Genomic DNA, 24,734 nt, shown 5'->3' with positions numbered 1-24,734 from the left:
AGACCGATGAGATTATTGCTCATCGGTCTTTATCGTTGTATCGATCACTTCCCAAACTTCAACAACTTCGCCTTTAGTAGCCACATCTACAATAAATGATCCATTACTGTAGCGGTCGCTATTGCGGTAATTTCCAGCTGCAAAGCTTTCGATAACATCATTTTTTGTTCGTAAAGTAAATGTTGATGCCTGATTCGTTACTTTTTTACACGCGATGACGCGATGCGGGTTAGACTTCAATTCCCGAAGCATAACTAACCCACGCTTTGCTCGAGAAGATTTATCAAACTCTGTAATGGGAACTTTCTTTACGGCCCCTCGCTGGGTGACAACCATAAATTCTACTTTCTTGTCTTCAGGAGAAAATGTTGCAGCACCCACGACAGCATCGCCCTCTTTTAAATTAATCGCTTTAACGCCAGCTGCCCTTTGACCAACTAAATTGATTTCTTCTTCTGTTAACCAAAGACCATACCCTAAATGGGTCGCAATAAATAAATCATTTTTTCCACTCGTATGCATCATCGTGACAACTTCATCGCCTTCTTTTAACTTAATTGCCATCAATGGTTTTGAGAAACGTTGAGCTTGGTAAAGAGATAGTTGTGAGCGTTTGGCCATGCCATTTTTCGTTATAAAAAGAAGTGACTCTTCTTCTTTAAACTCTTTAATCGGCAAAGCTTTTATAATTTCATCTTCTCGGTCTAGTCCACTGACTAAATTTGCCACATGCTGACCGTTATCTTTCCAACGAATATCTGGCAACTGATGGACAGGAAGATATAAGTAGTTTCCTAATTTCGTAAAGAGCAACAATGTTTCAGTTGTATTCAATTCAAAGTGACCAAGAAGGTAATCCCCCTCTTTCATTCCAGGATCTTCACCATTTGAAGCCCCGTAAGAACGTACGCTAGTCCGTTTCACGTAGCCTTCTTTTGTGACAGTCACCATGACATCCTCAGAAGCAATTAAGACGTCCATGTTGATCTTAATTTCTTCAATTTCTTCCTTAATTAAAGTACGTCTAGGATCAGCAAATTCCTTCTTAATTAACTGAAGACTTTTCTTAATGACAGAGATTAACTTTTTCTCGCTTGAGAGAATGGCTTCAAGTTCATGAATACGGCGTTCAAGATCAGCTGCTTCTTCTTCAAGAGTTGTTATATCTGTATTTGTCAAGCGATAAAGTTGTAATGTTACAATCGCCTCTGCTTGTGCTTCTGTGAATTCAAATTTCGCAATTAAATTCTCTTTTGCATCTTTTTTATCTCTTGATGCGCGAATTGTTGAAATGACTTCGTCTAAAATGGAAATTGCTTTAATCAAGCCCCGCACGATATGCTGACGATCTAATGCTTTCTTCAGATCAAACTTAGCTCTTCTAGTAAATACGATTTTTTGGTGATCAACATATGCTTGAATTAATGTTTGGAGGCCCATTAATTTCGGGGCCTTGTTAGCAATTGCAACCATATTAAAGTTATATGTAACTTGTAAATCAGTATTTTTTAAAAGATAGTTTAAGATCGCTTTAGCGTCTGCTTCTTTTTTTAATTCAACGACAATTCGTAATCCAGTCCGGTCGGTATCATCTCTGACTTCTGCAATACCATCAACTTTCTTATCGAAGCGAAGTTCGTCCATTTTTTTGACTAGATTAGCTTTAACGACCTCATAAGGAATTTCTGTAATAACAATTTGTTCTCGTCCCCCACGGATTTCTTCAATTTCCGTTTTAGCACGGACAACGACTTTACCTTTTCCTGTCTTATAAGCTTGACGAATACCATCGATTCCTTGAACAATCCCACCAGTCGGAAAGTCTGGGCCTTTAATAACAGTAAGTAAATCATCTAACGTTGTACTTGGTTTTTCCATTTGCATGATGACACCATCAATAATTTCACCTAAGTGATGAGGAGGTATGTCTGTTGCATACCCAGCTGAGATACCTGTCGACCCATTTACAAGTAAATTAGGGTATAGAGAAGGCAACACAACTGGTTCTTCCTCAGAATCATCAAAGTTGGGAATAAAGTCAACCGTATCACGGTCGAGATCTTGCAACAGTTGTGAAGCTATCTTTGATAATCTCGCTTCTGTATAACGCATAGCAGCTGGTGGGTCGCCATCAATCGAACCATTATTGCCGTGCATATCAACTAAAAGATTTCGAACCTTCCACTCTTGACTCATCCGCACCATTGCTTCATACACAGAAGAATCCCCGTGCGGGTGATAGTTACCGATTACATTACCGACCGTTTTCGCTGATTTACGAAATGGTTTCTCGGCCGTATTCCCCTCTCTATACATCGCATATAAGATACGACGCTGTACTGGCTTTAACCCATCCCTTGCATCTGGCAAAGCACGCTCTTGAATTATATATTTACTATAGCGCCCAAAACGATCGCCAATTACTTCTTCTAAGGGAAGGTCTAAGTAACGCTCTGATTGTGCCAAACTTACTCCTCCTCAACAACTGCTAAGTTTTCATTTTCTAGGATGTTCGAGTCTTCTTCTAATCCGAATGCGACATGCGACTCAATCCATTTTCTTCTCGGTTCTACTTTGTCACCCATTAATGTTGTCACTCGTTTTTCTGCACGAGCAGCATCATCAAGCTTGACGCGAATCAATGTTCTTGTCTCAGGATCCATTGTTGTCTCCCATAATTGAGTAGCATTCATTTCTCCAAGACCTTTATAACGTTGAAGAGTATATCCTCTTCCTACCTTCTTAATAGCTTTATCTAATTCACGCTCATCCCATGCATATTCAATTACTTCTTTTTTACCGCTTCCTCGACTTATTTTATATAACGGTGGCAAAGCAATATAAATTTTGCCGACATCAAAAAGTGGTCGCATATACCGGTAGAAGAAAGTGAGCAAAAGGACTTGAATATGTGCTCCATCTGTATCAGCATCTGTCATGATAACAATTTTATCGTAGTTAACATCATCTAGAGTAAAATCTGCACCGACTCCCGCACCGATCGTATGTATAATTGTACGGATCTCTTCATTTTTCATAATATCTTCAAGCTTAGCTTTCTCCGTATTAATTACTTTTCCACGTAAAGGGAGTACCGCTTGAAATTTACGATCACGTCCCTGCTTGGCTGAACCACCTGCTGAATCCCCTTCAACTAAATACAATTCATTACGTTGTGGGTTTTTCGATTGAGCTGGTGTAAGCTTTCCACTTAACAAAACATCTCGTCGCTTACTTTTCTTACCATTCCGAGCATCTTCTCGTGCTCTTCTTGCTGCTTCTCTAGCTTGGGCTGCTTTAATTGCTTTCTTTATAAGCATAGAGCTTACTTCTGGATTTTCTTCAAAGAAAAAAGACAGTTTCTCCGAGACAATACTATCAACCGCGGACCGTGCTTCAGGCGTACCTAGTTTCCCTTTTGTTTGGCCTTCAAATTGCAACTTCTCCTCAGGTACTCGAACAGAAATAATGGAAGTAAAGCCTTCTCGTATATCTGAACCATCTAAGTTCTTATCTTTTTCCTTTAATAATTTTGCTTTTCTAGCATATTCATTTACTGCCCTTGTCATAGCTGTTTTAGCACCAAGTTCATGCGTTCCGCCATCTTTCGTTCGCACATTGTTAACAAAAGACAGTACATTCTCGGTGTAACCATCATTAAATTGAAAAGCAAATTCAACTTCAATGTTGTTCTGTTCTCCTTGAAAAAAGATAACAGGACTTAATGTTTCTTTATCCTCATTTAAGTATTCAACAAAAGCTTCTATTCCATTTTCAAAATAAAACTCTTCTTTTAAGCCGTCCGCTCGTAAATCAACTAGTTCAATTTTCAAGCCTTTTAATAAGAAAGCGGCTTCACGGAGTCTCTCAGTCAATGTTTCTATATTATATACTGTTGCAGAGAAAATTGTAGGATCGGGCTTAAAATGAATGGTTGTCCCAGTCTTTCGTGTTTTACCAATCTTCTCTAACGTTGTAACAGGCTTTCCTCCATTTTCAAATCGTTGTTTAAAAACTTGCCCGTCTCGTTTAATTTCAACAACTAACCATTCAGATAATGCATTCACAACTGAAGCACCAACCCCATGTAATCCTCCACTTGTTGCATAACCACCTTGACCAAATTTACCACCAGCGTGGAGAACAGTTAAAATGACTTCTGGAGTAGGTTTTCCTGATTTATGCATTCCAGTCGGCATCCCGCGCCCTTCATCCGTAACGGATATGCTATTATCTTTATGAACTGTTACATTTATGTAAGATCCATGTCCGGCTAACGCTTCGTCAACCGAATTATCTACTATTTCATATACAAGGTGATGAAGCCCGCGCGAGTCCGTACTTCCAATATACATTCCTGGGCGTTTTCTAACCGCTTCTAATCCTTCTAATACTTGTATTGCATCATCGTTATAATCCATATGTTGTTTCTTCGCCAAAGTTGTGACTCCTTTCAACTTGCTACAAACATTGTAGCACAAACGAACAAATGTTTCTTTAATTCGTAGTCTGCTTTATCTATTTTAAAGGTTATTTCTGTATTCGCAACCTCTTTTCTATTATCCTTTATTTTCTCAAAGTTTTTTAGAAAGAAAAAACGAGACTTTTTGATTAAGTCCCGCTTCCTACACGTTTACTTCCATTTAGCGTGCTCAACTTTAATACAGCGGTTCATAACCGTTTGAATATCGTGCTCCTTTAGTAAATCATACGCTTCTTGGTTTTCTACACCAAGTTGTGCCCAAAAGGCTTTTGCCCCTACTTCAATGGCTTCCTTCGCGACTTCTGGTAAATATTCACTACGTCTAAAAACATTTACAATATCAATAGCACCTTCAATTTCTTTCAGTGAGCTTACTGCTTTCATTCCTAGTACTTCTTTCGCAGTAGGATTTACGGGAATAATCTCGTACCCTGCATTTTGCATCGCTTCAGATACCATATGTGATGTTCGTTCAGGATTCTCAGACAATCCAACCACTGCTATACGTTTACTTTGATGTAAAAGTGTTTTAATTTCTTCATTTGTAGGGTTTTCCATACTCATACAACCACTCCTTTTTATTTTATCGTGTTCTTATTTTCCTTTCTTACTCTATATTCCTGCAAAAGCTACAAAAGAAACGTTTAAATTGTTCTTATTCGTTCAAACTAATTATAAAATATTTTGAGTGGGGGGATTTACATGAAATCTCATCCCGTATTTTTAATATTACGAGCACAATTTTGGTTTATCCCAGGAGTCTATGGGCTAATGTCTATCTTGTTTGCTATATTCTCTATTTATTTAGATTTCACTTTTCATTTTAACTGGTTGCCAAATGCATTACTTGTTAACCTTGCTCTTGCGCAGACCTTACTAAGTACAATTGTTTCTTCACTTTTAACAATGACTACAATCTCTTTCTCAACTATAATGGTCGTATTAACCACTTATTTATCACAATTTTCTCCACGAACAATGCAAGACTTTATAACAGATGTTTATACACAACGTATACTTGGTGTATTTATTGGCGGTTTTGTTTATTCACTTGTTTTATTATTGCTTCTACGGGACTCAAATCATGAGCAACTATTCATCTCTCCAACGGTAGCTGTTCTGTATGCTATCATATGCGTCGGATATTTTGTCTTTTTTGTTCATCATGTTGGTAGATGGATTCAAGTAAGTAATTTGATTCATCATATTACTCGGAGTACGATTGAATCAATTCATGAAAATTATGAAGAAGCCGAAGATCAACCTGCAGACGAGCCTTGGAAAGACTGGGAGAGTGAAGACGTTAAATTAGTAGATCCATACCACATTCATTCTTACGTTTCAGGTTACTTGCTTGTAGTAGAACTAGATGAGTTAATTAAACAAGCAAAAGATGATGATGTCATTGTTAAAATTGAAGTTGGCGTAGGCGATTATATAGAAGTAGGGACGATTATTCTTTCAATTTGGGGCGAAAGAGATAAGATTGACCCTTCTGATTATGTAAAAAAGCTACATGTCGCTGAAGAACGAGCGACTATACAAGATATTGATTTTGGTCTTACGAAATTGGTAGAAATCTCCTTGCGCGCTTTATCTCCTGGAATCAATGATCCAAATACTGCCATTAGTGGGATTCGTGCATTGGCAAGAATTTTAACCGTTTTAGCTAGGAAGAATTTGCACCGTTCTTATTACAACGATTCTTACCAATCCTTGCGAGTCATCGTCAAACAGCGCCAGTTCAAAGATTATTTGTATAAATGTTATTACCAAATACGTCAACCTGGTACGGAAGATGTATCCGTCCTCGCAGCGATTATCGATTCTCTTCAAACAATTGCTGCTCAAAATGATCAACAAGTAAAGGAAACGATTTGGGAGTTCTCAAAATACATTCAAGAAGGAATCAAAAAAGAAGAGATGCTTGATCTTGACCGAACGTATTTGAATGAAAAACTTCAGAAATTAGCAATACAAACTAATCAAGGAAGTCATTTTATACCAATGTAAGGGCGTACTCAATATGGGCTTACGCTCTTACAGTTTAAATATACTTCTTGAAAATTGTTGCTTATTTATTTCCGAATTCTTTTTCCATAATAACATAGGATTTTCCACCTTTCGTAAAATTGATTTCAGTTTCTACTAAACCAAATTTCTTATAGAAATCAACCTTATTCTTTCTTGCATTACACCAAATTTTTTTCACGCCAAATTTCTTTGCTTCTACAATTGTATTTTCTAATAGTAAACTTCCATACCCTTTAGCTTGTTCGGACTGAAGGGTGGCAAACTTCCTGAATTGAGCTTCTTCTTTATTAATAAAGAGTGAAATGACCGAAATCACTTTGTTCTCTTTAATTAAGCCATAGTGAATCCCTAGTTCATCATCTGTTAACTTAATATAGGTGAGGTCCTTTTCAGGCCACATAACTTTATGCCTTATTTCCCAAGCCGTTTCCTTTTCTATTTTTTCGATTGTAACTTCCATAGGTCTCTCCTTTGTCTTGACAATATGTAAGCCTGTAAATAAAGAAACGAGTAGGAATATACCTACTCGCTATTTTATCTTTACTATAATCAAAAACCTGAAGTTTGGGCAAATTGCTTAATAAAGGAAAGTTCATTTTCAATTTGCTTACTTTGTTGAATTTCAATTTCCGCTCTTCTCACTCGTTCAAATCTTTTAAGCCATTTTGCAGAAGTTTCTTTCTTTGCTATGGCATCTAGAAGAATCGGTGCTAAAACATGAGCATCCTTCATTGCACAGTTGATTCCTATTGCCCCAGTTGGTGTCATCGTATGGGCTGCATCACCAATGATGACTAAACCATCTTTCACCCATGTTTCAGAACGAGAGCTTTCTACTTTTAAACAAACAAAGTTTTTCCACGATTGCAAGTGCCGTGAGACTGCTTTATTTAACTCTGGAAAATTATTAACAAGCGGTTCCAACAAAGGTTCAAGGGGCTGCTTTTTCAGTTCTGGAAATGAGCCTTCTTTAATATTCCATCCAATCTGAATGAATCCCCCCGTTTGTGTAAATAAGGCTAATTGATGGCCATCAACAAGTAGCATTCTTGTAGTTGCCTCCCAATTACTCGGGGTAGGTATCTTTGCCCATAAGACATCATATCCATGAGATAAGTGATTTGTCGATATGTTTGCAAGCTTCCGAACTGTCGAAAAACGACCGTCTGCACCTACAATAATTGAACAGTATATTGTAAGTTCTTCACCATTTTTCTTAGCTTTGACTCCTCTATACGTACCCTTCTCATCTTGAATTAAATCTGTAACTGCTGTATTCAAGAACAATTGATAGTTGTCAAAACCTTTTGATTCTTTAACAACGGCTGACAATAAATGAGACTGTGGAACGTGAATTCCAACATGTTCCTCACCCAATTTCGGCACAATCGTTCTTACAATTTGACCATGATCAAAGTATTCTACTTTGTTCATTCTTAGGATTCCTTTAGCTTCGATCTTTTCAAATAATAGATGTTCTTTCAATAACTTTTCTGTTTCAGCAGAAATATGTTCGCCTCTGAACTCTCTTTTTCCACCATTAGAACGCTCTAGAACTATAGTAGATATCCCTTTTTGAGCAAGAAGATATCCGAGTAAGACTCCAGCAGGTCCCCCGCCTACGATACAAACATCCGTATCTAGATGCATATTAATCACCTTTTTTATTCTTAACTTAGAAAACTAGTCTCCAAACCTTTCATATGTCCTGACTTTTCTATTTTTGTTTGTAAATATTTCTTATTATGCTCAGATACAGCTCCCCATAATGGAACAGATTGATCAACAATCATACCGGCTTCACGTAGGGATGTTACCTTATTAGGGTTATTTGTTATAAGACTAACCGGTTTCGATCTAAATGTTTTCAAGACTTCAATCGCCTCTTCATATGAACGCTGGTCATCCTCAAAACCTAATAATTCATTTGCTTCAACCGTATCAAATCCCTCTTGTTGTAAAAGATACGCCAATGATTTCGAGAACAAACCAATTCCTCGACCTTCATGATTGGCTAAATAGAAAAGTGCACCACTTCCATTTTCAACTATCATCTTTAATGATTGCTGTAATTGATATCCGCAGTCACAACGTTTACTTCCAAATATATCACCTGTATGGCAGATGCTATGGAATCGGATAAAAGACTGATCTGCACTTGAGAAATCACCGTAAACAAAAACAGAAGATTGCTGTGATTCAGCCAGATTGGCTGTAGGTAGAGCTTTAAGCAATTGTTCTTTATCTGATGGAAAATCACGCAAGGATAACCATGTATACCATTGAAAACTCACTTCATTTGTTCCTAGTTGAACAGGAAGTTGAATAGGTCCTACTAGAGCAAGGTCATGACTGCCTTTTTGGTGAATAATTTCTATCTTTTGTTCTAAGATGTTGTGAATTGGATTCATCTGCTTCTCCTCTTTTCCTATCCTTTGAATGATATATATAATAGTTTTATAGTTTTTAAATATGAAAAAAAGTTAATTATACAATAACAAAGTAGTGATTGATCGTCAACATTTTATTTGTTAATATGAATATAAGTTTCATAAAAGAATTCTTCGAGGTGGCAACATGGATATCGGTTCTACGATTCGTACTATTAGAAAAAGAAAAGCAATTACCATCGCTGAAATGAGCAAAGGTACAGGCCTTTCAAAAGGTTTTATTAGTAATATGGAAAACAATAATACATCGCCTTCTATTAATACATTAGAAACAGTAGCAAACTTTTTAAACATTCCACTCCCATACCTTTTATTGAAGAAAGAAGATCGAATGAAAGTGGTGAGACACAACGAGAGAAGTTATACAACGTACCAAGGTGGAAAGATGAAAGTTGAAAATTTATGCTCAAAAGATGGGTTAAGGTTAATGAATGTGGAACTTGCACCTGGTGAATCAACAGGGTTGAAACCTCACTCTCATGAAGGAGAAGAATGTCATGTTGTCGTAAAAGGTAAGATTTTGGCCGAGCAATGTGAAGAATCCGTTGTATTGGAAAAGGGAGATTCCTTTAGCTGGAGTGCGAGCGTTCCTCATATGGTTAAGAACATAGGCGAGGAATCTGCAATAATTCTTATTGCCGTCTACTCTGAATCAGGTTTGAAGGAATAATTAAATGAACTTTACAATCAGTGCTAAACAGGATGATCGATTCCTTCCTGCCCCTGAATTAACATACTATGAAAAAAAGATGACTGCTAAAGTCGGACTTCAACATCCGAATTTACAGTCATCTTTTTCTTATGATTTCGCAATTTTAATAAGTTCTTGTAGTTCTGGTGTAAAGCCTTTCACAGCTCGCTCATTCACGACTGTCACCGGTACACCCATAAATCCAAATTTCTCTACTTCTTTTTGGTGTTCTTCACTAGCCATGACATCTCTAACTTCAAAATCTACACCTTCTTCTTTCAACATTTGCTTAACATAATTGCATTCTACACAGCCATCTGTTGAATAGACAATTACTTGCTTACTCATTGGGTAATAGCCTCCTTAATTGCATCCTTTGTAATCTTCCAATGAGATGTATTCCAGCGAACCTGACCATCTTCAAGCAAGAAGATTTGTGGAGATTCATGCTTGATTCCAAGCTCTTCAGTAATTTGATTTGATACAGGACGTTCTTCTATTACTCTTACAAGAGCAGCAGATGTATTGTTTTCTTCAACAAACGCTTGAAATTCTTCATGTGCTTTAGCACTAATTGGGCACGTTGTACTGTGCTTAAAAAGTATATGCTTTCCCGGTTGTTTGATAAATTGCTTCATGTCTTCAATACTTGTCAATTGTTTAATTCCCATTTTGACACCCCTATTATTTTTTTTGCTTACTTGAGGTTACTTTATCATATAATGGTACATACTGCCTAAACAATTGCTCTATATTTAAAAAAATCTCTAGAGATGCAGTAAGGTAAACAATAACAAGTTTTGTATTAAGAAAGTTGAACTTATCAACTTCAGCTGATGATTTTTAAAGCGCTATCATTATTTAAAATTGAAATGCTGAATTGTTTAACCACTGACCTCCGTCAATCGTAATACACTCACCGTTAATATATTGAGCTTCTTCTGAAAAAAGGTATGCTGCGAGCCCAGCAACTTCATCGACTTTTCCGAACCTTCTAACTGGAACACTACGAATGACCTTTTTATAAGCTTCTTCATTCATTATTAGCTTTTTAGCTCCACCCGTATCTTCAATAGGACCGGGTGCAATAGCATTAACTCTAATGCCATACTGACTTCCCCATTCAACTGCCAATGAGCGCGTCATTGCTAAAACACCAGCCTTTGCACTAGCAGAATGTACGACACCAGCTCCCGCTGTCCATGCATACGTTGCAACGATATTTGTTATACTACCAGCCTTCTTTTCTTTAATCCATTCTTTCGCAACGGCTTGTGTGCAGTGCCAAGTTCCGTTGAGGACAATATCAATAACCGAATTCCAACCATTTATAGACAGTTCTTCAGCGCGAACTAAAAAATTACCCGCTGCATTATTTACAAGATAATCAATACTTCCAAAATGTCCTTTTGTTTTTGTTACCATCGCTTGAACATCTTCATTATTACGAACATCCATAGAGTAAGGTAAAACTTGACCTTTAAATGTTTCTATTTCTTGTTTGGCTTGAGTAAGTTTATCTGAATTACGTCCAGAAATTGTAACATATGCTCCAAGTTGCGCAAACCTTTTCGCCATTGCTTTTCCCATCCCACTACTACCGCCAGTCACAATTACCACTTTTCCCTTCATTCAACTTTCCTCCTCAAAGTATTTTATGAATGAATAATCATTCATAAAATTTCTAATAAAAACCATTACATGCTGTAAAGGTATATTCATTTTAACATGATTTTTTTCATGCAGGGAAGATAATTTACCAACCTTTTATTATCTTTTAAAAAGAGCGAATATAGATTAACATCCACTTTCGCTCTTTTTTTCTTATTTTGAAAGCGCTTTAACAATTAATGATAATGTAATAAAATTTAGATAACGATCCCTCCATCAATACTTAAGATGGTACCTGTTATAAACCTTGCTTCATCAGATGCTAAAAACATATATCCATTTGCTATATCTTCTGGTGTCCCTAGATCATTTAAAACAGATTTATCTTTCATTGTTGCCAGAATTTTTTCCGGCATTTTTTCTGTCATTGATGTTAAGATAAAGCCTGGTGCGATGGCATTGACGCGGATGTTATAGCGCCCGAGTTCCTTTGCCCAAGTCTTTGTCATCCCATTTACTCCCCATTTTGTAGCCGCATAGTTTGTCTGACCAAAATTACCATATGACCCAACAATAGAAGAAGCGTTTAAAATAACACCCCCATTTTGTTCTTTCATGATTTGAGCTGCTTCTTGTGAAACAGTAAATACACCTTTTAAATTAACATCAATAACTTGGTCCCATTGTTCATCTGACATTTTTAACAATTGTGCGTCAGCAGTAATGCCTGCATTATTTACAACAACATCTACACGTCCATATTGTTCCAATGTTTTTTTCATTAACGCTTTTACTTCCTTGCGTTTCGTAACATTGACGATTACACCGATCGCTTCTCCCCCTGCCTCATTTATGATCGAGACTGTTCGGTCAATATCCTCACTATTTAAATCAGCAATGACTACTTTTGCTCCTTCTTTAGCAAATTTAATTGCTGTCGCTTCACCAATCCCTCTTCCTGCTCCTGTTATGATAGCTGTTTTGTCTAATAATCTCATTTTATCCTCCTTAAAATGATTTAAACGATTCCAATAGATGCACACAATATAGCGACAACTACGCTTAAAATGGGGATAGCACACCCTACAACAAAAATGTCTTTATACGAATCTTTATGAGTCATTGCGGTGATTGTTAGCAATGTTAATACCGCACCGTTATGAGGCAAAGTATCCAATCCACCTGAAGCAATTGAAGCGACACGGTGAAATGCTTCTGGACTAATCCCTGTTTGCAATGCCAATTCCATATATCTATCACCGAGTGCCTCTAAAGCAATTCCCAATCCACCAGATGCTGATCCCGTCGAGCCAGCTAACACATTAATTGCAACTGCCTGAGAAATAAGTGGACTTCCTTGAATTCCCATTACTAAATCGGTTAACTTTTCAAAACCTGGTACAGCCCTTACTACAGATCCAAATCCTACTGCAGCACTTGTGTTAACAATGGCAATTACTGATCCAGCTGCCCCTTTATTTACCGATTGTGTAAATTTTTTAAGAATCCCTACGTTTAACAGAACAATTAAGAGAATTCCTGCTAATAATGCAACGATAATGTCCCATTTTAATAGATTTAAAGTGAGAATCACGGTGACTAATGGTAAGAATGATAAAAAAGCATTTGGCAATTTATGATCTTCAATTGCTTCTACTTTTTGTTCATTTGGTTCGGTAAAGAACTCACCTGCTTCTTTCGTCTTCCTTTCACGCCAAATTAAGTACATGTAACCACCAACACCCATCACAAGTGCTGCAATAATACCCATAAAAGGAGCTGCTGTAGCAGTTGTACCATAATAACTGGTAGGGATGAGATTTTGTATTTGAGGCGTTCCTGGTATCGCTGTCATTGTAAAAGTAAAAGCGCCTAAGGCGATGGTACCTGGCAAAAGTCTTCTAGTAATCTTTGCCTCACGGAATAAGGCAATAGCTAATGGATAGACAGCAAAAACAACAACAAACAAGCTAACTCCACCATAGGTTAATACAGCACATGCTGCAACCACTCCTAAAATCGCTCGCTTCTTTCCTATTACTTTTGTAATCGCTAAAGCAACAGAGCTAGCTGCTCCTGTGTCCTCCATAAGCTTACCAAATATTGCACCAAGCATAAATACCGGAAACCATTGCTTGGCGAAATTAACAAATCCTTGCATATACGTATCGGTATATGCATCAAGCAAATCAAGACCGCCAAATATAGCTACGACACCCGCTGTAATTGGAGCAACCCATATAATTGACCAACCTCTATATGCTAAAAACATCAATAAAATTAACCCTAATACAATTCCAAACATATGATCTGACCTCCCAGAATCTTTTTAATTTAAAACAGCTGTGCCGCTTTCTAATGAGAGTCCCATTTTATCGTTCCGGAATATGCGAGCATCCATTGTAGATACGTACTTCGGAATTATTGGGGTAAAGTCCATATGTGCTAGAAGATCTTTTTCAATATTAATACCAGGTGCCACCTCTAGTAATAAAACACCTTTTTTTGTTAATTCAAATACTGCTCTCTCAGTAATGTAGAGAATCGTTTGACCCGTTTCATTGGCATAATCACCACTAAATGTAATTTGTTCAACATCATTTAGAAACTTTTTTGTTTTTCCTTCCTTAATGATATTCAGCTTACCTTGATCAATGGAAATCTCTAATCCGTCTGTTGTAAATGTTCCGCAAAACACAACCTTTTTTGCATTTTGAGTAATATTGATAAATCCTCCTGCTCCTGCTATTTTCGGTCCAAATTTACTTACATTGACATTGCCAAAACGATCGAGTTGAGCAAGACCTAAAAAAGCAACATCCAATCCACCACCATCATAAAAATCAAATTGGTACGGTTGGTCAATAATGCATTCAGGATTAATAGAAGCCCCAAAGCTCATTCCTCCTGCTGGGATTCCCCCGATAGGACCTGATTCAACTGTTAAATGAATGAAATGATCTACTCCTTCTTCATTCGCTACCATCGAAACACCTTCAGGCATACCAATACCAAGATTTGTTATCGCATTCGGTTGTAGTTCCATCGCGGAACGTCTTGCAATTATTTTCCTTTCATCTAATACTAATGGCTCTAAACCTCGATTAACCGCTCTTATTTCTCCACAATAAGAAGGATTATATTGTTCCGCAAAGGTCTGCATGTGATTAACGGGGTCAGATACTACTATGGTATCTATTAAAATTCCAGGAATTTTAACTAATTTTGGATCTAAACTTCCTTTTTCCACCATTTTCTCGACTTGTACAATCACCTTTCCTCCAGAGTTTTTTGCAGCTTGAGCAATCGAGAGAATTTCGAGTGAGCCCGCTTCCTTATGCAACGTAACATTGCCTGCTTCGTCAGCGAAAGTTCCACGAATTAAAGCAATATCAATTGGAAATGTTTTATAAAATAAATATTCTCTACTATTCAATTCCATTAACGAAACTAGATCTTCCGTTGTAACATGATTTAATTTTCCACCTTGCATTCTTGGATCAACAAATGTTTTTAACCCTACATGTGTTAAAGTTCCTGGTTTCCCTGCTGCAATATCACGGAACAAATGAGAGATTACTCCTTGTGGAAAATTGTATGCTTTTATTTTATTTTCAATAGCTAATTTTTGAAGTTTTGGTGCAAGCCCCCAATGCCCCCCTATTACACGAGAGATAAGCCCTTCATACCCAAGATGATTAAGTCCTTTATCTTTGCCATCCCCTTGACCAGCAGCATAGACAAGCGTTAACCCTACAGGCTGTTTTTCTTTTAAATATCTTTGTTCAAGTGCTGCTGTTAATTCTTCCGGATGGCCATTCCCTACGAATCCACCTGTTGCTACTGTAGCTCCACATGGAATGAGTTTCACGGCTTCTTGCGCTGTTTTTTGTTTATTGATCATCCTGTTATTCCTCCTTTAAGAAGTAATATCAAAATCTATACAACATCGATTGTTGCAATAAATATGCCAATTCATTGCAACAGTGACAGCACCTTTGATTTGAATCCGCTTACATTTTTTTGTATATTTATTGTTATTCCTGTTCGTATCTCCTTACATGACGAGGCAAAAGTGTACGGAAAATCTGACAATATTTAAAGCTTTTTCTCCTTCTGTTCGAGAACACTTACACAAAAGAATGATCATTACCAAATAGTCCGTTATAACTTTTACTAAGGTTATAAAATAGTAAAAAAGACCTCTGAAATTAGAAGTCTTTTTACATTAGTTCGTATTTTGAAAGCTTTTCATAAAAAGTTGTTCGACTCACCTTAAGAAGTTTAGCCGCTTTTGAACGATTTCCTTTTGTAAAGAGTAAAGCAGATTGTAGAGCCTCTTTTTCCGTTTGCTCCATTAAGTCACTTAAAGGGATAATCTCTTTCGTTTCGTTTTTACTCAATAATTTCTCAGATAAGTGGTTTATATCAATCATTTTATCGTTTGAATGAACTAAGTTCATCGCACGTTCCATTACATTTTCTAATTCTCTAATATTACCCGGCCACTGATAGTGATATAGTTTATTTTCCGCTTCTTTCGTAAGTCCTTGTACTCGTTTATCCATAAGTTTATTTAATTTATCTATGAAGTATCTTGATAGTATTGACAAGTCATTGTCTCGTTCTCTTAGTGAAGGGATGTGAATGGAAACAACGTTTAAGCGATAATACAAATCAAGTCTAAATTCTCCTTTATCAATCATCTCTTCAAGATTACGGTTCGTTGCGGCAATGATGCGCACATCAATCTTCTTTGTAGAGGTTGAACCTATTTTCTCTACTTCTTTTTCTTGAAGAACGCGAAGAAATTTCACCTGCATGTGTAAAGGCAACTCTCCTATTTCATCAAGAAAAATTGTTCCTCCATCAGCAGCTTCAAATTTTCCTTTTTTCCCACCTTTTTTCGCCCCCGTAAAAGAGCCTTCTTCATATCCGAACAACTCAGACTCAAGTAGATCAGCGGGAATTGCTGCACAATTAATTTTAACAAACGAACCGTTTGAACGTTTACTAGCATGATGAATCGAATGAGCAAACAACTCTTTTCCCGTACCGCTTTCACCTAATAGTAAAATACTTGAATCACTCAAGGCCGCTCGCTCAGCCTCACTTTTTGCCAGGTTAATCGCTTTGCTTTTGCCAATGATATGTAAAAACGTATATGCTGCTTTGTTTTGTTCTTTAAATTCTCCTTTGTATTTTTTTAATTCTTTTTCAATGGCATTGACTCTTTTATACAGAGAGTTGAAATCGCCAACATTTTTAAATAGAACTCTTCCAACTGCTCCTTTAATTTCACCATTTCGAATTATGGGGACTCTTGTAGCAATCATATAATCTCCGTTAATTTTCTGTAAATCAGCTATCTCTACTTTTCCAGATTTAGCAACTTCATGCATTCGTGTATTTTCAATTATGTCTGTCACATGTTTGCCAATAGCTTCTTTAGGATCAACTCCAATAAAGTCACCATATTCCTTACTAAGCATTGTGATATATCCATTCTCATCAACAATCACAATACCATCATACGCTAGTTCCATAACGGTTTCTAACAGTTCACTTTTTTCTCGATTTACGTGCAATAGATCTTCTAACTCCTTGATAGAGGAGAATAAGTAGATGTTATGTTCTTCTCCATGAATATAAGCAAGTTCTGTTCTCATAACAAAAGAACGATCATGTGAGTTCAGATGAATGTTTGTTCCAGCTTGAATATGATCTAGATCTTTTTTTATGACATCATCTAAAAAATGATGTACTAGACCTGCTTGGTTCTCTCTCACAATTTTTTCAAACATACTATTGTAATATTGAATGACTCTTTTCTTATTTGTTAGCACAACAGCAAAAGGTAACGCTTGAACAATCGATTCAACTTGATCAAAAGATCGAGCAAACTGATTAACGGTTTCTTTTATATTCATTTGCCTGCCTCCATCCTGAAAACGTCATCATTATTTAATATAATTATATCACAACTAGCAAGAACGATAGTTTTGAGAATAGTCCCTTACAAATGAAACATTACTCATCCCTTCTATACCAGCTTGTAGTTCAAACATAAAAAATAAGAACATCACTAAGAAGTTCTTATTAGTAACAATTTCCACTTATTATTTTTCAATCGTCATAATCTTCTCGATGAAAAGATCATGTGCTCGATTTACAAAATCTTGTTTTCCTTGGATAATTGAGAAGTTTCGTGTAAATGTCCGGTTACTGACTTGTATTTGTTTTATCTCACCTGTTTGCAATTCTTTTTTTACCGTCAATTTTGAAATCATCGCAATACCTAAACCTGCTGAAACAGCTTCTTTAATTCCTTGACTACTACTAAAGATAAAAGAGCGTTTCACATTAATATCTAATTTTTGAATTAATTGATCACTATAAGCACGTGTTCCCGATCCTTTCTCACGCCAAATCCATGTTTGACCTTCAAGCATATCTGGTTTCACAATACGTAGTTGTGCTATCGGATGGTCAGCAGGTGCAATAATAATCATCTCATCTTCCATAAAAGGTACAGCATCATAGTCATGCCGTTCTCCCTCTATTAAACCTATATCAAGCTGGTTACTTCTTACTTTTTCAATCACTTCTTCAGTATTTCCTATTGTTACTTCTACATGAACTAATGGATGTTCGTTTGCGTATTGTGCTAATGTTCTTGGTAATATATATTCTCCTATTGTAAAACTCGCTCCTATTTTTATTGTTCCTTGAACAATATGTTTTTGATCAGCAATTTCTTGTTTAGCTTCTTCATAAAGGGAAAGAATTTTCTTCGCTCTGATGTATAACATTTCCCCTGCTTCTGTTACTTTAACCTGTTTTGGCGAACGAATAAATAATGTCGTATCCAATTCTGTTTCAAGGTTACGAATATGCAAACTCACATTCGGTTGGGATAAATTCAACAGTTTGGCAGCTCTAGAAAAATGCCTTTGCTCCACAACTGTTACAAAAATCTTAAGTGGGTCAATAATCATCTGTTTTCTCCTAACTATACAATCTACCTTTATCTTATCATAAATAATTTAAATAATTTAGATTAACTATATGCATTTAACTTATTATAGAGGTTATCTCTTCTAAACATTACCTACACAACTTTTAATTTAAAACTGCTTCTGTAACAGCTACTTGCGAGGCCATTATTGTCCCATTTATGGTTTTGTAATCCTTCAATGCTAGGGCCTTCAATTGTCTTCAACTTATTAGTTTTAGGCATTTCAATTAATCTGAAAATCATTCCACACCTGCCCACCCGTCTCAGACAAAATGACATATCTATGTATTATAACTCAAAAAGGAGGTATTCCATTATGGGTTTTTACGGTGCAGGTAGTGGATTTGCGCTAATCGTAGTATTGTTTATCCTACTAGTAATTGTAGGAGCTGCTTATATTAAATAATGAAATTTAAAAGAGCATAGGTAAATCGAGCCACTGACAAGGTGAAATATATGCCTTCTTCAGTGGCTTTCGTAAATCCTTGCCCTTTTTATCATTAGAACGATCTCTTAAGCTCTATGAATCATTTAGCATAATAAGGTAACCTCGTACATATATTTGGACAAAGTATCAAAACTTGAATCTAAGAATGGTGGTGCTTACGATGAAGATCATTTCTTGGTATGCTCATAAGGAAAAAGACAAAAAAGCAGAAAATGAGAAAGTAAATCAAACACCCATTAAGAATATTTTTAATTTCAAAAAGGCCGATGAAAAACAAAAAGAGGAATAACATAAATATGAGCTCCTCAGTAAAGGAGCTCATATTTATGCAAGAAAATGATTGCCAGAAAAATACGATTGTTTATGAAAAATTGTATAAAAATAAGATTCTAGATTCCTCTTATTAAAATTTCTTTAAGCGTATCCACTTCTTCTTTTGACAATGTGATCCCCTTACCCATTTTCTCATGATTGGGTGCCCAATCTCTTAGGTCATACTTGGGCTCTCTCCCATTCCAACTAATCAAGTTTAATTCCTTCCTCCAACCTTTCACATTCTCAGATATGACTCCTATTGTTTGAACAATTTCATATTTAATTTCTGCCATGTTTAACTCCTTTTTGGATTAGATTCTTTTTTTAATACCTCTTTATCATGATGCTTCTCCTTACTATACTGGTACACCCAAATAGAAAGGTAAAGCCAGATTCCGCTTAAAAGAACGGCTCCTATGATATCACTAGCGTAATGAACTCTTAAATACACTCGACTGAAAGCAATCACTAAAATCATAAAACTACTAACACAAATTAGCACCGTTCTTCCTATTTTAGACGGAATGTGCCTCCAAAATAAGAAAGTCACAATTCCGTAAAGGGAAACTGCTGCCATTGTATGCCCGCTGGGATAACTAAAACCTGTTTCCATAATTATTTGTTCTAATGGGCGATCTCTCTTAAATAAAATTTTAAGGGCTTGATTTATTCCTGTAGATCCTAATGAGACAATAATAAACAAGATAACTTCATCTTTTTTTCGGTAATTAAGATAAATCATCGCCAATACAATACAAGATAGAACAATAACAGGTCCTGTTGAACCTAAATGGCTAACAAAGACCATTGCATTCGTCAAGCTAGGAGACTCTATCCGCTTCACAAAATCAATAACAAATTGATCTATAGTTGAAACTTGACCATTCGAAACAAAAAAAGAAATAGCAATAAATCCTGCTAACGGTAGAATACAAAATACAAAAAAAACCCACCATAATCTATGCTTCATAAATACGCACCTCTATTGTAATCAAAACCTAGAAGTTAGTTTCTTCTCGATGCAGGCTTTATATACAAATAAAACAACGAGGTACACTTTCCTTTACAATAAAGGAGGTTCATTCATAGAGTAAAAAAATCCATGAATGAACCTAGAGACAATTAATACATTATGATTTAAAGACTTGATTTCACCATTTATTGATCATTTTTGCTTATTATTCAACTATGTTCACAAAAATATCTTCTAACAATGGTGCTTCTTCAATTAATTCATAATCGAGCATCCAGTCAATTGTTTCTTGCCAAGAGACGTCTTCTTGATTTCCAAATCCATTCTCCGATTCCATCTTAGGGAGAAGAATTTCTAAACTTTCTTGCTCTACATCCTCAATTAATGGGAAATTCGCTTCATCCTGATTTGATAACAGAATAGCTAAGGCTTCTTCAGGATTCTCTTTCATGAACTGATAGCCTTTTGTTGCTCCACGCCAAAAAGCTCGAATACTTTCTTCCTCTGATTCCCATGTAGAATCACTCGTTACGACAACAAGTTCATAGTAGCTTGGAACACCATATTCAACTGGATTAAAAAAGCGCGTATTATGTCCATTATACTTTAATACGGGAACTTCATGGTTAATATAAGCTCCAATTACAGCATCAACGCGCTCACTGACGACAGAAGTACCTAATTCAAAACCAACATCAATCATTTGTACATTTTCCGGATCGCCATTATCATTTTGAACCATTGTTTTTAAAATGGATTCATTTAAAGGGATACCTGGAAAGCCAACTTTCTTACCTTCTAAATCTTTCGGAGTTTGTATTTCGCTATCTTCCATAAAAACAACATGGTTTAATGGGGAACGAACAATGGCGCCAATTGATTTAACAGGAACATCTTGTGTTGCTCTGGCAATTACAACATCCGGCTGATAAGAAATCCCTAACGTAACCTGCCCTGCTGCTGCTAAATTAATTGGGTCAGTTGGATTAGCTGGAAATTGAATCGTTACTTCAACACCTTCTTCTTCAAAATAACCTTTTTCTTGTGCTACATATAAATAACTATGTACAGCATTAGGATACCAATCCAGCATGATATCAACTTGTGCCAATTCTTCCTCAACTATAGGTTGTTCCATTCCTTCTGCTTCTTCTTGTTGTTCACCGTCTCCACAAGCTACCAAACTTGCTAAAATGACACTTGCACTTGCAAACCTTACCCATTTCTTCATTCTGTTCTCCTCCACTTTAATGTCACTTTTTCTAATATAAGAACGAGTAGAAATAAAACAATCCCAACTGATGATAACAAAACAATTGGTGCAAATACTCCTGCTCCGTCAAACTGAGTCATCATTCGTCTGCTAAAATAACCTAGTCCCGATTGTGCACCAAGCCACTCTCCTATCGCCGCTCCAATTACACTAAATGTAACCGCAACTTTTAAACCAGAGAAAAAATGTGGTAGAGCTGATGGAACACTTAATTTAAAGAAAATATCTCTTTTATTTGCCCCCATTGTTTGTAATAGCTCTTTTAATTCCTTACTACCTGACTTCAAACCATCAAACGTATTAACCGTAATCGGAAAAAACGTAATAAGTACCGTCACTACAACTTTGCTCCAAATAGAGTAACCAAACCAAAGAACAAAAATTGGTGCAAGTGCGATGATAGGGATCGTTTGCGATGAAATAATGATAGGATAAAATGCCTTTTCAACTGCTTTGCTTAAGCTCATCCAAACCGCCAATCCTACTCCAAATAAGATAGATAGTGCTAACCCAATAATAATAATAGCTAAAGTGGATGGCAGATGAACCCAAAATAATAATTCTCTAATATCCCATAGCTTTACCATTACCTGAATAGGTGAAGGTAAAATAAAGGCCATTCCTATTAGTCTAGCGATTAATTCCCAACTAATAAACAAAACGAACACAACGAGAATTGATGTATAGTAATTTTTCACTAGATTCATCTCTTCACCTGTTTACGAAGTTGGTTAATTAATTGTTCTTTAACTGAGAGCACTTCCGGAACATGAATGTCTCGAATATCTCTAGGTCTCTTTAATGGAACAATCACTTCATTTAACTGGCACACAGGTGTTTCTGTAAAGACAAAAATCCGATCCGATAAAAACAGAGCTTCATCTACATCATGTGTAATAAATAGAATTGTTTTCTCCCATCTACTCCATTGTTCTATTAGCCACTCTTGCATTATCAGTCGAGTGATTGCATCAAGGGCACTAAATGGTTCATCAAGCAATAAAACATTCGATCCACTTAATACACTTCTTAAGAATGAGACACGCTGTCTCATTCCACCAGATAAATCTCCTGGATACTTTTGTTCAACCCCTTTTAAACCGAAATCATCTAGGAGACTCTTAACTTGTTTATAGGCCTCTTCCTTATTTACACCTCTTAACTCTAACGGTAAAGCTGCATTCGCTAGGATTGTACGCCAAGGCATTAATAAATCTTTTTGAGGCATGTATCCTACTTTTCCAAAGCGGTTTGGGAACGATTGATCATTAATCAGAATATCACCATCGAGTGGCTGTTCTAACCCTGTAATTAATCTAAACAGCGTGCTTTTACCTGAACCACTTGGTCCAATAATACTTATAAATTCTCCTTGGTTCACATCAAAACTGAGTTTATCAAGAATTTTATCCGAATCTGAACGTTGTCCTTTGGTGTAGGAAAAGCTTACATCTTTAAAATTTAAAGACTTTTTACTCATCCGTTGGCCACATCTCTTGGTTGTAAGACATCTCCCAAAACATATATTCAAATCTAGTTGTATTCAAGAAAATTTCTTCGAGTTTAGAAAGTTCTGTCTCTGGTTTCCCTTCCGTTAAAGTGTCTAATAAGTCAATTAACCACTTTGCCAACTGACCAAACTCATCTGAACGATACATTTGAATCCATTCACCATAAAATTCATGATCAGCTGCTCCCGGTATGTCGTTTAATTCTTTCCCAATCTCCCAATAACTCCAAGTACAAGGAAGAACAGCAGCTACTAAATCCGCAAGTGTTCCATTTTGACCTACATGAAGCATATAATGAGTGTACGCTAACATAGTTGGAGCGGGCTTGGCGTTTTCAAATTCACTTTCCTCAATTCCAAACTTTTTGGCGTATTCGCGATGTAAAGACATCTCCTCATTTAAAGTTGCATCAAGTAAGTTTGCAAATTTCCCCATTGTTTCAAGATCTTCTGCTTTCATTACACCTAAAGCAAATAATTTAGCGTATTCTGTTAAATATAAATAATCTTGAATCATGTAAAAACGAAATTTATTTTGATCTAATGATCCATCGCCAATCCCTTGAACAAACGGATGCGCGTGGTTTTTCCTCCAAATTGGCTGTAATTTTTTGTGTAAACGTTCACTAAATTTCATTCTTAAGCACCTCTTCTTATTTGATTTGTCCATTCGTGAATAAACTTCATAAGTGTCTTTGTATACTCTACAAGTTGTTTAATTGAAACTTGTTCGTTTACTGAATGCGCATTAAGTAAATCTCCAGGTCCGTAAATAACAGTTGGAATTCCTGCATCACCAAGCCATCCGCCATCTGTTACGGTAGGTGAAACGTCAATAATCGCTTCTTGTCCGACTATTTCCTTATGCGTATTTGCAAGTAATTGAATAGCAGGATTCGCTGGATTAATTTCAAGTGAAGGAAATATTTCACCACGATCCTCAATCATCGAAGTCCCCCCCACGTAAAGGTAGGTGGATTTTCTCGTAACCATATATCCGCCTCTGCTATTTTTAAAATATGTTCTTCAACTTCCTTGGCTACATGTTCATATGTTTCATTCGGATAAAAATGAACCGTTATCCATAGTCGGCACTCGTCAGCAATAAATGCTGCATGACGTCCACCTTCAATGACAGCAGGATTGATCGTGTTTGCTCCAGGAGGAACTCCAGGATAACTTTTGGTAATCGCCCAATGACGTTCAAGTTCTTGTAAACCATCAATGACTTTTGTCATTTTTTCAATCGCGCTTGCTGCAAATAAGTTACCACCAGCATGAATCATATTCCTCCTAGTAGCATCATGATAAGTTTGGTTACTTTTTATTGTGATCCACCCAGTGATAACTCCGCCCTGACCTTGAATATGTAACTCACTTGTATCAACAACTATAGCAAAATCAGCCGTACTTCCTCTTTTGCAGCATTGAAGTGTCCCAGCTTCCCCTACTTCTTCACCAATGACTGATTGAAAAATAAGATCACCTGGCAATTCTATCCCTGCTTCGCGAAGTAACTGAATCGCAAAAAGAGCGCCTGCTAGTCCACCTTTCATATCAGCGGCACCTCTGCCAATGACTACTCCATCTCGAACTACAGCATTAAATGGATTTGTTTCCCACTCTTCATCTTCATTTACCTCAGCAACATCGATATGACCGTTAATAATCAGACTATTATACTCATTAGATTGATTACCTTTTAATGTTCCGATAATATTCGGATCATTCGGATACACATCCCACATATCAATATCAAAGCCCATCTCTTCTAGTAAGCTAGCTACGTACTCTTGAGCTTCTTTCGTATTCCTCGCAGGCGGAGCTGGGGTTTCAAATGAAATTAACGTTTTTAATAGATTGATTAACTCTTCTTGGCGTTCCTCAACTTGGTCAATAATTGCCTCAATCTTTGCACTCAATTTCAT

Annotated in this window: 24 protein-coding genes and 1 pseudogene; 4 read left to right on the top strand and 21 right to left on the bottom strand. The window is 36.5% G+C overall.

What is annotated here, in order from left to right; translation table 11 throughout:
• Positions 1-12: 12 nt before the first annotated feature.
• The 3 genes from parC to BkAM31D_RS10835 form a co-directional block, all read right to left on the bottom strand.
• A complete protein-coding gene (parC, locus tag BkAM31D_RS10845; protein WP_066151257.1) occupies positions 13-2,466 on the bottom strand; it encodes a DNA topoisomerase IV subunit A in 2,454 nt (817 codons plus the stop codon).
• A 2-nt stretch (positions 2,467-2,468) separates the two neighbouring features.
• The gene (parE, locus tag BkAM31D_RS10840) at positions 2,469-4,439 is read right to left on the bottom strand and encodes a DNA topoisomerase IV subunit B (protein WP_066151259.1); all 1,971 of its coding nucleotides are present in this window, start codon (positions 4,437-4,439) and stop codon (positions 2,469-2,471) included.
• 194 nt (positions 4,440-4,633) lie between these two features.
• Positions 4,634-5,047, bottom strand: a complete 414-nt coding sequence (locus BkAM31D_RS10835) for a CoA-binding protein (RefSeq protein WP_066151264.1) — start codon at positions 5,045-5,047, stop codon at positions 4,634-4,636.
• A gap of 138 nt (positions 5,048-5,185) precedes the next feature.
• On the opposite strand from BkAM31D_RS10835, the gene BkAM31D_RS10830 reads away from it, so the two are divergent.
• The gene (locus BkAM31D_RS10830) at positions 5,186-6,496 is read left to right on the top strand and encodes a DUF2254 domain-containing protein (protein ID WP_066151266.1); all 1,311 of its coding nucleotides are present in this window, start codon (positions 5,186-5,188) and stop codon (positions 6,494-6,496) included.
• A gap of 61 nt (positions 6,497-6,557) precedes the next feature.
• Here BkAM31D_RS10830 and BkAM31D_RS10825 read toward each other — a convergent pair whose 3' ends face one another.
• The 3 genes from BkAM31D_RS10825 to BkAM31D_RS10815 all read right to left on the bottom strand — a co-directional run bounded on the left by BkAM31D_RS10825 (position 6,558) and on the right by BkAM31D_RS10815 (position 8,928).
• Complete coding sequence (locus BkAM31D_RS10825; protein WP_066151268.1) at positions 6,558-6,977, bottom strand: GNAT family N-acetyltransferase; 420 nt, start codon at positions 6,975-6,977, stop codon at positions 6,558-6,560.
• 89 nt (positions 6,978-7,066) lie between these two features.
• On the bottom strand, positions 7,067-8,167 hold the full coding sequence (locus BkAM31D_RS10820; protein WP_066151270.1) for an FAD-dependent monooxygenase: 1,101 nt from the start codon (positions 8,165-8,167) through the stop codon (positions 7,067-7,069).
• A 20-nt stretch (positions 8,168-8,187) separates the two neighbouring features.
• A complete protein-coding gene (locus BkAM31D_RS10815) occupies positions 8,188-8,928 on the bottom strand; it encodes a GTP cyclohydrolase II (RefSeq protein ID WP_066151272.1) in 741 nt (246 codons plus the stop codon).
• A 166-nt stretch (positions 8,929-9,094) separates the two neighbouring features.
• Between BkAM31D_RS10815 and BkAM31D_RS10810 the strand changes: the two genes are divergently transcribed.
• Positions 9,095-9,637 carry a helix-turn-helix domain-containing protein gene (locus tag BkAM31D_RS10810; RefSeq protein WP_066151274.1) on the top strand — a complete coding sequence of 181 codons (543 nt, stop codon included), beginning with the start codon at positions 9,095-9,097 and terminating at the stop codon, positions 9,635-9,637.
• Between the two features lie 129 nt (positions 9,638-9,766).
• Here BkAM31D_RS10810 and BkAM31D_RS10805 read toward each other — a convergent pair whose 3' ends face one another.
• The 8 genes from BkAM31D_RS10805 to BkAM31D_RS10770 all read right to left on the bottom strand — a co-directional run bounded on the left by BkAM31D_RS10805 (position 9,767) and on the right by BkAM31D_RS10770 (position 18,267).
• Positions 9,767-10,006 (bottom strand): glutaredoxin family protein, encoded by a 240-nt coding sequence (locus BkAM31D_RS10805; protein ID WP_066151276.1) that lies wholly within the window; start codon positions 10,004-10,006, stop codon positions 9,767-9,769.
• Complete coding sequence (ytxJ, locus tag BkAM31D_RS10800) at positions 10,003-10,329, bottom strand: bacillithiol system redox-active protein YtxJ (protein ID WP_066151278.1); 327 nt, start codon at positions 10,327-10,329, stop codon at positions 10,003-10,005. Before ytxJ ends, BkAM31D_RS10805 begins: the two co-directional genes overlap by 4 nt.
• Before the next feature lie 190 nt (positions 10,330-10,519).
• Complete coding sequence (gene fadH, locus BkAM31D_RS10795; RefSeq protein WP_066151280.1) at positions 10,520-11,290, bottom strand: 2,4-dienoyl-CoA reductase; 771 nt, start codon at positions 11,288-11,290, stop codon at positions 10,520-10,522.
• Positions 11,291-11,526: 236 nt separating this feature from the next.
• The gene (gene fabG, locus BkAM31D_RS10790) at positions 11,527-12,267 is read right to left on the bottom strand and encodes a 3-oxoacyl-[acyl-carrier-protein] reductase (RefSeq protein WP_066151281.1); all 741 of its coding nucleotides are present in this window, start codon (positions 12,265-12,267) and stop codon (positions 11,527-11,529) included.
• A 20-nt stretch (positions 12,268-12,287) separates the two neighbouring features.
• A complete protein-coding gene (locus BkAM31D_RS10785) occupies positions 12,288-13,574 on the bottom strand; it encodes a GntP family permease (RefSeq protein ID WP_066151284.1) in 1,287 nt (428 codons plus the stop codon).
• Between the two features lie 24 nt (positions 13,575-13,598).
• Positions 13,599-15,173, bottom strand: coding sequence for an acyl CoA:acetate/3-ketoacid CoA transferase (locus tag BkAM31D_RS10780; RefSeq protein ID WP_174521897.1), 1,575 nt, complete (start codon positions 15,171-15,173; stop codon positions 13,599-13,601).
• Positions 15,174-15,492: 319 nt separating this feature from the next.
• Positions 15,493-17,199 (bottom strand): sigma 54-interacting transcriptional regulator, encoded by a 1,707-nt coding sequence (locus tag BkAM31D_RS10775; RefSeq protein WP_084372024.1) that lies wholly within the window; start codon positions 17,197-17,199, stop codon positions 15,493-15,495.
• A gap of 189 nt (positions 17,200-17,388) precedes the next feature.
• Entirely contained in the window at positions 17,389-18,267 is an 879-nt protein-coding gene (locus tag BkAM31D_RS10770) for a LysR family transcriptional regulator (protein WP_066151286.1), read from the bottom strand.
• A gap of 336 nt (positions 18,268-18,603) precedes the next feature.
• Here BkAM31D_RS10770 and BkAM31D_RS23540 point away from each other — a divergent pair, with 336 nt between their 5' ends.
• Entirely contained in the window at positions 18,604-18,693 is a 90-nt protein-coding gene (locus BkAM31D_RS23540) for a YjcZ family sporulation protein (protein ID WP_066151289.1), read from the top strand.
• 202 nt (positions 18,694-18,895) lie between these two features.
• Positions 18,896-19,024 carry a hypothetical protein gene (locus tag BkAM31D_RS24280; RefSeq protein ID WP_257391656.1) on the top strand — a complete coding sequence of 43 codons (129 nt, stop codon included), beginning with the start codon at positions 18,896-18,898 and terminating at the stop codon, positions 19,022-19,024.
• A gap of 100 nt (positions 19,025-19,124) precedes the next feature.
• Here BkAM31D_RS24280 and BkAM31D_RS10760 read toward each other — a convergent pair whose 3' ends face one another.
• The 7 genes and pseudogenes from BkAM31D_RS10760 to BkAM31D_RS10730 form a co-directional block, all read right to left on the bottom strand.
• On the bottom strand, positions 19,125-19,343 hold the full coding sequence (locus BkAM31D_RS10760; RefSeq protein ID WP_066151291.1) for a YdbC family protein: 219 nt from the start codon (positions 19,341-19,343) through the stop codon (positions 19,125-19,127).
• 2 nt (positions 19,344-19,345) lie between these two features.
• Entirely contained in the window at positions 19,346-20,020 is a 675-nt protein-coding gene (locus BkAM31D_RS10755; RefSeq protein WP_066151294.1) for a phosphatase PAP2 family protein, read from the bottom strand.
• A gap of 208 nt (positions 20,021-20,228) precedes the next feature.
• Positions 20,229-21,254 carry an ABC transporter substrate-binding protein gene (locus BkAM31D_RS10750; protein WP_066151296.1) on the bottom strand — a complete coding sequence of 342 codons (1,026 nt, stop codon included), beginning with the start codon at positions 21,252-21,254 and terminating at the stop codon, positions 20,229-20,231.
• On the bottom strand, positions 21,251-22,003 hold the full coding sequence (locus BkAM31D_RS10745; RefSeq protein WP_174521898.1) for an ABC transporter permease: 753 nt from the start codon (positions 22,001-22,003) through the stop codon (positions 21,251-21,253). The genes BkAM31D_RS10750 and BkAM31D_RS10745 overlap by 4 nt, the downstream gene beginning before the upstream one ends.
• Positions 22,000-22,776 carry an ABC transporter ATP-binding protein gene (locus BkAM31D_RS10740; RefSeq protein ID WP_066151298.1) on the bottom strand — a complete coding sequence of 259 codons (777 nt, stop codon included), beginning with the start codon at positions 22,774-22,776 and terminating at the stop codon, positions 22,000-22,002. Before BkAM31D_RS10740 ends, BkAM31D_RS10745 begins: the two co-directional genes overlap by 4 nt.
• Complete coding sequence (gene tenA, locus BkAM31D_RS10735) at positions 22,769-23,443, bottom strand: thiaminase II (RefSeq protein WP_066151300.1); 675 nt, start codon at positions 23,441-23,443, stop codon at positions 22,769-22,771. The genes BkAM31D_RS10740 and tenA overlap by 8 nt, the downstream gene beginning before the upstream one ends.
• Before the next feature lie 2 nt (positions 23,444-23,445).
• A pseudogene (locus tag BkAM31D_RS10730) lies at positions 23,446-24,734 on the bottom strand (acetylornithine deacetylase).

Origin of the sequence: Halalkalibacter krulwichiae, assembly GCF_002109385.1 — a bacterium.
Classification (GTDB): Bacteria; Bacillota; Bacilli; order Bacillales; family Bacillaceae_D; genus Halalkalibacter; species Halalkalibacter krulwichiae.
This window is presented reverse-complemented; position numbering and strand designations above follow the sequence as displayed.